Source organism: Rhizobium sp. CRRU65 (assembly GCF_048551595.1).
Classification (GTDB): Bacteria; Pseudomonadota; Alphaproteobacteria; order Rhizobiales; family Rhizobiaceae; genus Rhizobium; species Rhizobium leguminosarum_J.
On record NZ_JBLYZH010000009.1, the window covers coordinates 261,568 to 273,113 of the forward strand.

Here is an 11,546-nt window from a genome sequence, read left to right on the forward strand (position 1 = left end):
CTCAGGCATAGGAACCGGAATAGGAGTCCTGCCGCTTCTTTTCGCCGGCAAAGAGATATTGGACATGTTGATTGACACGAAGCGTGTAGAACATGCTGATCTTGAAGCTGAGCCGCAGCGTCCCCGACCCGATCATCGACGATCCGTCATAGCTCACGTCGAGCAGCAAGGAGATTCCGGCCGTTATCAAGCCCGCCACGTCGACGTTGCCGCGCGCCAGAATGAACACCGAGATTGCCGTGGTGTTGCCGCCATGGCCGGTCGTCCATGTCATGGTGATCGAGCATCCGACCTGCAGCCAAACGCCGCCGGAGACGACGCCGAAATTGAAACCAAGTCCGACACCGGCAACGATTCCGACCTCCAGCGAATAACTGAGAACCGGACTGGGTCGCGACGTCGGAAGGAACGACAGGCGCTGGGCAAGAAACCCTCCACCATTGAGGATCCAGACACTGAGCGTGAACGGCATCGTCTTGGTCGCGACCGACAGGTCACACATGAGTTCGAATTCCGGCAGTGCCGCAACGCCGAACAGAACATGGAGCGACAGGTTCGAAATGCCGAAGACGCCGAGTTGCAGGTCCGGGAGCATGACATCGAGCGTAGCGGCCACGCCGCTCGGCACGCCGCCGCGCATGAAAGGCTCGACGACCAGTCCGTCTCCGCCGCCAGATGCCGCCAGAAAGTTGGTCAGAAACTCCAGCGCGTCGGCAAGCTCGACCCTGTCCGGCTCGATCTGAAAATCGATCTTGCCGGTATCGTCAAAGGTGAGCGCCGTCTGGACGAATGTGATGATATCTTGACCAGATGCCACAACGCGCCAGTCGCCGAAGATCCGGCCATTGACGGTCTTCTTTGTTCCGTCACGCCCAGTCGACGTCTTGGCGGTGGCATTGAACTGCGCCTGCTCGACAATAATCTCGACGGGGCCGAACGACAGCAAGGTCGCAGGTTCTGGAAAGGAAACGTCGATATCGGTCTGCAGCCATGCGAGCATTTGCGCGCTGTCAAACCCGTGCCGGATCTTGAGGGCCTTGGAATCGTCGAGATCTGGAAAGGCAAATCGCTGCAGCAGGCCCCGGAAATCGATCCCCGCCATATTTGGAATGAGGTCCGACACCGGAAGCTGCTTCAGTTTGTCGGCGACGAGTTGCTCGGCAACGCCAATCGTCGGCATTCGCACACCGAACGGCTGCAGGAGATCGCCGACGGCCTTGCCCGCTTTGTCCGCTGCCGACAGGGTGTCGGAGACCCGGTTGACCAGTGCAAGGGCCGGCGTCATGTCGACGATTTTGTTCGTTTCGGCCAGAACGTAAGCCACTTCCGGTCGATTGAAACCAAGTCGGTCGGTGCTTGGCGGATCACCAACGGCACGCAGGACACGCAGGGTGTCACTTCCTTGCTGATAGAGGCGGGTGGCTTGGTCAGCGAACTCGATCGGATCGGCACCAAGAGCGTCGCGTAGCGTTTCCTGAAGCGCACCGGTGATCTGCCGGGCCCTCCCCTCGACAGCACGGGCCAATTCCGCAGCCTTTTCGGATGCCCTTCGTTTGATATCGTCGATCGAGGCATCGGCAGACCCAATCGCAGCCGTCAGATCCTCGGTCAGCCGCGCTCTGTATCCATCAAGGTCGAGGGCATTTTCCAGCCAATCGGCGGCCAGCTGCGCGTTGCCGGTAAGCTTGTTGACGAAAAAATCAAACTCTGTGCAGGCATTGGTCAGTTCGTTGGAAACGACACCGACCTGCGTGACGATCTGTGCTGCGAGGCTATCGACGGTTTGATTTAAGGCAGTGGTGACGCCCTGAGACAGGGCTGTCGAAGCGGACGATACGATGTCGGCGACAATCAACAGCTCTTTCAGGGTCTCTCTCAGCGCAAGCAGACGGTCGTAGTCGCCCTCGGAATCATCGGGACCCGACAGAATGATGATTGCGCTGGCAATGTAGTCGAACAGGCTTTTTGCCTGGTCGATGCTGCTGTCGATGACATCTTCGATCTGCTCGACGACTTGGCCGGCATACATTTGAGCGGCCGTGATGATCGCGTCAAGCAATTTGCCGACCTGTGCGATCGAGCCGCCAGCGGATTGTAGTCGTTGGTCGAGCGCGACTTCAAGCTTGGCAAGCTTTGCCTCACATCCAACGGTCCTATCCTTTATCGGCTGTGTGATCACTGGCGTGGCAGGAGAAGAGATCTCGACAAACAACGCGATTGCAACCGCGACTTCGTCATGAACGGCCGGCAAGATCCGTCTTGCAACTGCAAGCAAGGCAGGGTCGTCGATTGACGACATGACCTGGTCGAGGACCATCACCCTGCTGCGCGCCGCGATTAACATTTGGCCGGCAAACGCCCGGATCGGGTCGGTATTGTTCGTCACGCTGGCGATCGTGTCCCTCACCTGCAATACGAAGCCATGAATATCGCTGACTGCTGTCGTCACGGTCGCATCATGGACATCGCCAAACGTTGCGCCGGCGACCGCCTTCAAGGCATCGAGGTTTGCGACGGTGCGTGTCGACAGCATTTCGATGTCGCCGACGACCTCGTCGGCCAGGGTCGCAATCCGGACCTGCAATCCCGCGAGTTCGTCGATCAGTTCCGCTCGTCTTTCCGGCGAGAGCCAGGCGTCCGCCTCACTGATCGCAATGATCAGATCGTTTGCAAAACCCGACAGGGATAGAACCGGGGCAAGCGCGCCTGCGAGTGTCATATCGATTGCGTTGGAGGCTGTCACTCGAAACCGGTCTGTTTGACCGCGCACCGATTCCTGCAATCGCATCAGCATAGAGTCGCATGGTGACTTGAACGCGCCCAAACCGGCAGGCAAGGCTGTTTTCAGATCCGCCGTTGCAGCGGCGATGCCGCCAAACATGTCGGGGCGTGCAAGGGCGGCTGTTATTGCTGTCACTGCATCGCCTTTGACCTGCCCTCCCCTCGTAGGATCGAGGCGCTCCAACACGGCAAGTGCCTGACCGACATTCGCGTCGATGGCGGCGCGAATGTTGGCGCTTCCGTTCGACATGGCCTGGCCGAAGGACGATATCGATGCTTGGCCACCCGCAACAACGATCGGTGCTGCTCTGGCGATGGTCACGTTGCGGAAGACGGCACCCGGTCCGGAGGCCGCCCGCCCATTGGTCAGGACAGCGGCTTCCTTTGCGCGCACGAGACCTATGGTCATGCGCTCGAAACCGGGAACATGTGACGGTTCGCCGGGCAATATCGCATCGCTCAGCCCGCCCTGGTCTGGCTTCACGCGACCTGTCGCCGGCACCGGCATGTCGACGAAGTCAATCTCTCGGACCGGCCGCCAGAGATCGGTGTTGTCACCGCTTTCGCCAACGACAACGGAGGTATAAAAAACAAGCTTTTCCGGCTCATCGATTTCAACCGAGATTTCGCCGCCGCCCTCGCCGGCCATCAAAAAGCGGATCTGTGGCTTCGGGTAGATGAACGACGGATCGTCCGGATTGGATGCGTTTCTGGCAGGCGTCGATGCGAAGGCCTTGTTCCAAAGCGGAACCTGCCAACCCTCACGGCGAACATCGCCGCCCCAACGACTGTCGACGCGAATGCGGACGGATTTGAACTCGGCACCGATCAGGAAGCCGGCCGCGGCGATCGATGTTCCATCTTCGGGATAGGCCCTAACCGGTTGCAGAAGCTCTACATACTCTTCCATTTTGCGCAGGATAGGACGGCCGGCGTGCTCGTCTTGAAGCCTGCCAATGGGGTCGAGATTGTAAAACTGGGCAGAGGGGACGACACTACGCTCGTAGATGATCACGTGTTTTGCACGGTTCCACAGGCCGCCGATGCGGCCGATCCGCTCCAATTTGTATCGGTGAACGCGCCCCTGGCCGGTTTCGGTCTCGATTGCCGTCTTTTTCTCGTCGAAGAGAGCCCGCTGACTGCCATAGGCACCGTGTGACGACAGGTAGATACCCTTGGCCCAGCCACCGACCGAACGGGGCTGAGAATAGACCTTCATCAAGATGTTCGGGCTTTCGAAAGCCCAGGCGACTCCCCCGGGAAAACTTTCCTTGTCATCTTGTGATGTCGAGAAGGTCTCCCTGAGGACGGTCGTGTCAATCAGTCCCGTCTCGTCAGCCGGCATCTCGCCTGATACCGGCCAGCGCAGGGCTGTTGCCGGCCCGTGGCCGCCGATCTCGCTGGTACGGAGTCGGAAGTCGATGCCGTTTTCGATCTTGAGTTCGGCGTCCGGCTTGCCGCTCCAGACCTTGTCGACTGCGAGGCGCCGACGCTGCGCATCGAAGATCAATTTGGACATCGACAAATGTCGTGCCAGCGATATTTCACCATCACCCGCGCCATCAGGAACCGGGCGGACCGCAGCCCCGATCGCCCCACCGATTTCGGTAATGAAGGTATCCGATGTGCCTTGGGATGGGATGATGCGTGTGGTCAGGCCATAGAGCAGCTCAAGCCGGAGATCTCGCAGTCGCGAGCCCGGCGGAGACATGGTTGGGTAGCCCATATTGCGCCGAAGGTTCCAACCTGGTTCCCGAAAATTCTTGTCGAAGAAGGTCGGATCGATTTCCAGGCGGCCATGCGCGCCAAATCGGGCAGCTGCAGGCCTTGCCGGTTCGATATCCTTGGCCGCACCGTAGAGCGATGTTGCATTCTTCTCCATTGCCTCACCAATCACCTGTGGTGGGGTGACGACGCGGATGGTTTCGGAGGGATCAAGCACGCTCCACGAGACGTCGGCCGCGTTGCTCCAGACGGCAACCTCGTTGCTCTGATCGCTGGCCGCCCGAGCCGGTTCGATATATTCGACGGCGGCGACGCGAAAGGGCGTCGGATCGATTACAAGCGCCAGCCGTCTGGACATGGATCCATCGGCTGCGGCCGGCTGACGGGCGCGCAGCGACAGGGCCAGCGAATGATTGGCACCGCGTTTGAGGTCTTCGGTCGCGACGAGGGCTTGGATCGTGGTCTCCGCGGCTTTGACGCCGAGATCGGGATATTCCAATTCCAGAAGAAGCGGAGCATCCGGGTCTGCCCTGTCGCTCGGATAGGGATTGGCGATCTGCGACTGAACGTCCGCCGGCAGGTCGTCCTGGCCGATAGGCCACACGCGATCGATCGGAAATTTGACTTGCCCCTGGAGTTGGGCTTGCAACAGGTCTCCTGGGTTGTCGGGATAGGCCGACCATGCCAGAAGGCCGGTCAAATCGGCCTGAAAAACGTTGGTAAAATCGGGATCTTTCGTCAGCTGGAAGGCGAGTGCACCAAGCGCAACCTCGTTGCCATCGGTGTGATCGAGACCGAAAGCGACGCTGATCGAAGGGGACGCCGTCAGAGCGCCGACTGCGGCAATGGCAGGCTGCCACGCTGGTCGAAACGTGCAATCTTCAGCATTAAAGCTTTGGTTGCTTGCGACCAGGGGCGCTGCAAGGCGGGCAATGCAGGTCGGTGCCGTTCCGTCCATTGCCGTTAGCGCACTGAATTCAGCAGTGCACTGCGAGACATTGGCCTTTTGTTGCAATCCGTCCCACATATTGGAAATGAACCGGGGTTCGAACGACAGAAAAACCGTTGCCGCCTGCCTTTCCTTGTCGATCGCCGCATCGATACCGGACGATTCGGGCACCAAAACCCGCTTCCAGGCGTTCACCTCCATTAACAGGCCGACAGCCTGCCAGGCCATGCCCGGGTTCTGGGGACGCTTGCTAAGACGCGGCATGGCACTGACGGGTGCTGCACCGCGAACACGACGCAGACCGCGATGTTCTTCTTCAATTGATCGATCAAAAAGACCGATAATGAAGTCCGTGACCTGATCCAAACTCTTGTCACCGGCGCCTTTCGGATCCGGGATCGGCGGATCGACCCGCATGCTCACAATCCAGCTTGCAGGTTTGTAAGGCACAAGAAGCTTGCTGGCGACTTCCTCGAGGCGCTGTTCCTGCGCGAAGCGTATGGCGGCTTGAGAGGGGAGCGCGGCTGGATCGGGAAAGAACCTCTCCAGAACAGACGTCACCTTGTCCCGGTATTGCTGTAGAGTGAGCTCCAGCCGCAATCCGATACGAACCACGACCTCGCTCACCCCCCTTCCGGGATTGGGCTCGTAGGGTTTGGTCTGAAGCGCTCTTAGCCCAAACTCGCGAGAAACAGTGACGAAGCCGCCGTGGGGGAGTGTCGGCTGCGATATGCCTTGCTCCTGGAGGAAGGGACTGACGTCGATCGGATCGCTGACCTTGTTCGCAGCCCCGGGAACGATCAGGGCGCCAAGCAGATCGGTGTCGAAATAGTGGATGTTGACGACGCTCAACGCCGGGTTTACCGAATCGAAGGGACCGATGGTCAGGCTGACCAAAATCTCGCTGCAAAGAGCCGCGCTAAAGGGGATATCATTGCGCCAGAGCGACTGTGCCGCATTGTTTTGCTCGGCTGTCAATATGAGATGAATACGGGTGTCATAGCGATCGTCGTTTCTGGCGACGGTCTGCCTGATTCGATGGCCGTTCAGGGCCACGCGAACCTGAAGGCGAAGTGTAAAGCCCGTCAGCTTTCCTGGCTGGCCGGCAACCGTAGTGATTTCCACCCGCGACACAGCCCGGTTGGCGACGGGTTGGCCGTCCGGCGTGCGCGCAAAGCCAATGGTATCAAACCGTGCCAGAGGCCCCTCGTCAAAGACCTCGAGGATTTCGTCGGCTGTGGCATCGCCACCGGGCGTTCGGTAAAATGTGCAAAGAACGATGCGGGTCAGTTCGATTGTCGAGGCAGGCGGCGCGATGGCATGGTCATCGATCGGCCGGCTGTGAGGATTTATGCCTGAACCGTCATAGTATCGCGCGCGCGCCTCGTACGGTGCGCCGGGAGCGAAGGGATTGAGCTTGAGCGTTATGATGTCGTTGAGATCGGAAAGACTGTAGCAGACGTACCGCCAGTCCGCGCCCTTGTCGTCGTTCGTTCCGACTACCACGGCTTCGAGATTATCGGGATTGGCATGGGCGTTGGGATAATAGTCGTCGGTCGCACGAATCGCGACAAACGCGACCCTTGCCTTGCCCCTCCCAAATGGCATAGCACTACCCCCGAAACGAGTGTAAATATTTTCCACTGTCGCTGAAAGTGTAGCTTGCCGCAGTCCGAGTAATTGGTCAATATTGGTTAATGAATATTTACAGTCAGGGGATGTAAAGCCGTGACAGTGATCGACCCGCGCCTTCAGTGGCTCTTCGACGATACTCCGCCAGGTCGTCGCTCGACCAAAACGGTCTCCGTGCTGTTTGAATGGTCAGGCGAGCCCGACGCTCTTACCAGCTTCGGCATGACCATCTTCACGACGACCGGCGGAATCGTTTCGGCTCAAATGCCGCTGTCGCGGTTGCCCTTCATAGAGGAGCTCGGAATAGAGGCGATCGAGATGACCGGTCAGGCGCACCCGACCCTCGACGTTAGCCGCGCTGACATATCGGCCGACAGAGTTCCGCCGCTCACGCAAAACGAGCCGGGCAAGGGCGTCATTATCGGCATCATCGATACCGGAATTGATTACAAGCATGCCAGTTTTAAAAAAGCCGATGGCAAAACCCGCATATTGTATCTGTGGGATCAGCGGCTGACCCTGGTTCCTTCCAGGCGGGGTAAGACACCACGCTATCCCCTGGAAAAGCTGCCCTTTGACGGGTCGGACACGCGCTTCAAGACAGGGGTGGAATTTTCCGAAGCAGCCATAAATGAGGCGCTGACAAGAGGCCCGCTTCTTCGAACGCAGGATACCCCGGAAGGTCACGGCAGCCACGTTATGGGAATTGCCGCCGGCAATGGGGCGGTCACGCCTGGCGGGGCCCCGACGGCCTTCGTGGGAATTGCACCATCCGCGGAGATGATCGTTGTCGCAACAGATTTTGCCCATCGCGGCCTCGAACTCATCCTCCAGGGCATCGAGTATATCCTTGCCAGGGCAGACGCGCTTGGCCGTCCCTGCGTCATAAATCTCAGCTTGGGAACCTCAGGTGGCGCCCGCGATGGCAAAAGCCTGACGGAGAAAGCCATCGACGCGCAGTTGTCCGTTGCCGGTCGGTCGATTGTCGTTGCTGCCGGCAACAGTGCGGATGACAAGGCCCATGCCCAGGGAAAAGTTGCTGCAGCGGCGACTGCGAGCTTTAGTTTTGTGGCCGATCAGAGGGAAACGGCGGATTATCTGGTTATCGAGGTGTGGTACGGCTTGACGTCAAATGCAGAGCGCCTCGATGTCGAGCTTTTGGCACCGGGCGGCGAGGAAGCGGCATTGAGGGCGCCTGCAACCGGGGCCGCACAGTCCGGGGCAATTGCCATGGGCAGGAACTCGGTGAGGATTATGTCAGAGGTCGCAATGCCCAACACCGGCAAGAACAGAGTTCTTATCCGGATCGACAAGGGTGGCCCACGCTATCAGATTGCGGCAGGTGGATGGATGATTTCGCTTCGCGGCAGGGTCGTGGGTGCCGGTGCCTCCGACGGGATCTTCCATGCATACCTGGAGGCTCCAAAGCGACGTGGAGGAGCCCTCACCGTCTTCAGCGCCCCAAGTCCGGCGAGCACGGTGTGCATCCCAGCAACTGCGACCAAGGTCGTCTCGGTCGGATCCTATATCACCAAGCCGGCAAGTGGCCTTCACAAGCTATCGGCTTTTTCCGGTCTCGGGCCTGCGCTAGATGGCCGCACGCTACCGACCTTATGCGCTCCTGGACAGATGATCAGTTCGGTGAGGGCCTCAAATATGCAAGCCGATCCTGGAAAATCATTTACCGCCTTGCAAGGAACCAGCATGGCCGCGCCTCACGTAGCGGGGACAGTCGCTTGTATCCTGCAGGTCGAACCAACGCTGACGCAGGATCAAATTTCCGATATCTTGAGGGCAACAGCAGATCCTCCCCCCACTGCAGCGCCAAACTCATGGGGCAGCGGGCGGATAAACGCGCTGAGAGCTGTCACAGCAGCCAGCACCCTGCCGGTCGCCGCTATTCGGCCGCAGAAAGAGCCGAGCTGATCACTACCTTTCCATCATGGTTCGCACCGACACCAGCTGGTCCTGTTCTTCAGCCCGATCTCGGCGGCCGCGATCATTCGTGATTGATGGCGAACAGCTGGGTCTCGCGATCACGATGCCGGCGCCAATCGGGATGTGTTCGAGGCGTAGGTTAACGGTAGCAAGATGGGCCAAGGTGTTAACGCCGGCCTGGCGCAGGATCGACGCAGACAAAGGCGCCTCAGCCAAAGCGCCTGCTGCAGCACGGCATCTTGTTTCAGGCATCTAGCGCGACAACTGCCTGCAGCAACGTGTCCGCCGCAGCACCGTCCGCCATTTCTCCGGCCGGTCGTCCTCGTCCCAATCGAGATCGTTGATCCCGACGCCTTTGCTGCCGCGATGGCAGCATCCGATTGGGCCAGCACCGCATCGACCGCGGCAAACTCCGCATGAGCACGCTGGCACGCCCATCGCCGGCCTCCCCCCCTTCCCCGACCGAACGGCGAACGGGCGATCCACTCGTCGAGACGCCTCAGCGCGTTGCCGGCGTCCGCGATCAGACGCAGCAGTAACTGGAGCAGATCTGGTGGCACGGGGGATTCCGATTTTTTGTGAATCATGATTCACTTCCTTTATGACGAAGCGCCGCCTCCCCATGGCCGAGCATGCTGATGAGCTGTCGCTGAAGGCGTTGCGCGAGCTCGTGACTGGTCTGGTGGAGCGGGCCGATCGGGCAGAGATCCGGATTGAGGCGCTTGAGGCTGACAACCGAAAGCTTCGAGAAGAAAACGACCTGCTCAGGGTAGAGAACACCCGGCTGAAGGTCGACAACCAGCTTCTGCGTGATGAGATTGCGCGGCTTAAAAACCTGCCGCCACGCCCACCCTTCAGGCCCTCGGGTATGGACCAGGCAACCAGCGACAAGGCGGTTGCCGGCAGCCGAAAGCCTGCGCGGCGTCGCGGGCCGAAGGGCGACACGGGGAGCGCCACGCGCCAAGAGGTGCTGCCTGCCAGAGCCCCACCTGGATCGCGGTTTAAAGGCTACAAGGATTGCGTGGTCCGGGATCTGGTCGTGCGGGCCGACGTGGTGCGCTATCGCCGCGAATGCTGGGTGACACCGGAAGGACGCACGATCATTGCGCCGCTGCCAGCAGGGATAAAGGGCGGCTACGGCGCCAGTCTGCGTCGCTTCTGCCTGATGCTTCATAACCATGGGCAGATCACAACGCAGCGATTGACGACCTTGCTGAACGATGTCGGTGTCGAGATTACAGCGTCATCGCTAGCGATGATCGCGACCAAACGCCAGGTCATCCGGTTTTTGACAGAGCGGCTGGACGGCTTTCATGCCGAGGATGCCGCCGTGCTGCATGCCGGCCTGGTCTCGGCTCCCTTTGTCACGGTCGACGACACTGGTGCCCGCCATGCCAACCGCAATTTCCATACGACACAGATCGGAGGCGAACAGTTCACCGCCTTCCGCACGACGCCGTCGAAGTCGCGGCTGAACTTTCTGGCCCTGCTGCGCGGCAACTATCAGGACTATGTTCTCAACGATGCCGCCTTCACCTTTCTGGAAAACCGTCAGGTGGACCCCGCCCTGCTCGCCCATTTGAAGACATGTGAACCGCGGCGGTTTGCCAATCAGGTTCCGTTTCTCGAGTATCTGGCCGCCAATGGTATCGACATCTTCGACAAGGAAATAATCCGCCCGTTTGCCGAGGCCGGCGTTTGGGGCGCTATCCGCCATCATGGTCTGGTCGGCAATGCGGTGATCGTGTCCGACGATGCCGGACAATTCCGCGTCGGCACCCATGCGCTGTTCTGGATCCACGCCGAGCGTTTGCTGCACAAGCTGATGCCGGCGACGCCCGGCCAAGTGAAACACGTCGACACCCTGCGCGAGCCTGTCTGGCACTTTTACAAGGCTCTGAAAGCCTATAGGCAAAGACCTGATCCCCGTGCAGCCCGGGGCCTTCAGGCCCGGTTCGATCGGATTTTTTCGCTGCGCCGGTTATGGCGACCTCGACAAACTGCTGCTTCGACTGGGTCGCCGCAAGGCCGAACTGCTGCGGGTTCTGGAGCGGCCTGAAACCCCGCTCCATACCAATGCGTCGGAAAGAGATCTGCGCGGACTTGTCATCAAGTGATAAGATTTCCGGCGGCACGGTCAGTCGCAACGGTCGGCAGGCGCGTGACAGCATGCTCGGCCTGATGAAGACCTGCCAAAAGCTCGGCCTGTCGTTCTGGCACTATCTCGGCGATCGGCTGGGGATCAATGACGAAGATCATGCTGTTGCACCCCTCGCCTCGATGGTTGCAGCACGCGCCTGAACGCTCTCGGCCCTTCGGGCACCCTGCTTCTGGGTCATATCTGCTGATTGTGTCGGCATCGCCACCAAATCAGCCCCGCTTACCCCCAGCAAGGTACGTGGGGCAAAATCCATGGCGGCGTTTTGGTGAGCGGTCATAGAAGTGTGCATAACCGCGCGCTTTGAGAAGTGATTGCTAGTCTGGGGATTCTCAAGCCGGGGCAAATCATGATTCGATTCTG

General features: G+C 59.6%; 4 protein-coding genes. 3 read left to right on the top strand and 1 reads right to left on the bottom strand.

The genetic code is table 11. From position 1 onward, the window contains the following. Position 1 precedes the first annotated feature (1 nt). Entirely contained in the window at positions 2-7,063 is a 7,062-nt protein-coding gene (locus ACM5SV_RS20190; protein WP_419425388.1) for a hypothetical protein, read from the bottom strand. Positions 7,064-7,183: 120 nt separating this feature from the next. Here ACM5SV_RS20190 and ACM5SV_RS20195 point away from each other — a divergent pair, with 120 nt between their 5' ends. The 3 genes from ACM5SV_RS20195 to ACM5SV_RS20205 all read left to right on the top strand — a co-directional run bounded on the left by ACM5SV_RS20195 (position 7,184) and on the right by ACM5SV_RS20205 (position 11,326). Then, entirely contained in the window at positions 7,184-9,013 is a 1,830-nt protein-coding gene (locus tag ACM5SV_RS20195) for a S8 family serine peptidase (RefSeq protein ID WP_419425389.1), read from the top strand. 634 nt (positions 9,014-9,647) lie between these two features. Beyond that, positions 9,648-11,084: a cell division protein ZapB gene (locus tag ACM5SV_RS20200; protein WP_419425390.1), complete on the top strand. Its 1,437-nt coding sequence runs from the start codon at positions 9,648-9,650 to the stop codon at positions 11,082-11,084. Between the two features lie 44 nt (positions 11,085-11,128). After that, positions 11,129-11,326 carry a hypothetical protein gene (locus ACM5SV_RS20205; protein ID WP_245483735.1) on the top strand — a complete coding sequence of 66 codons (198 nt, stop codon included), beginning with the start codon at positions 11,129-11,131 and terminating at the stop codon, positions 11,324-11,326. The last annotated feature ends 220 nt before the right edge of the window (positions 11,327-11,546 follow it).

Coding starts and splice junctions, on each gene's coding strand:
- ACM5SV_RS20190 (WP_419425388.1), bottom strand. CDS start 7,063: ATGCCATTTGGGAGGGGCAAGGCAAGGGTCGCGTTTGTCGCGATTCGT.
- ACM5SV_RS20200 (WP_419425390.1), top strand. CDS start 9,648: ATGGCCGAGCATGCTGATGAGCTGTCGCTGAAGGCGTTGCGCGAGCTC.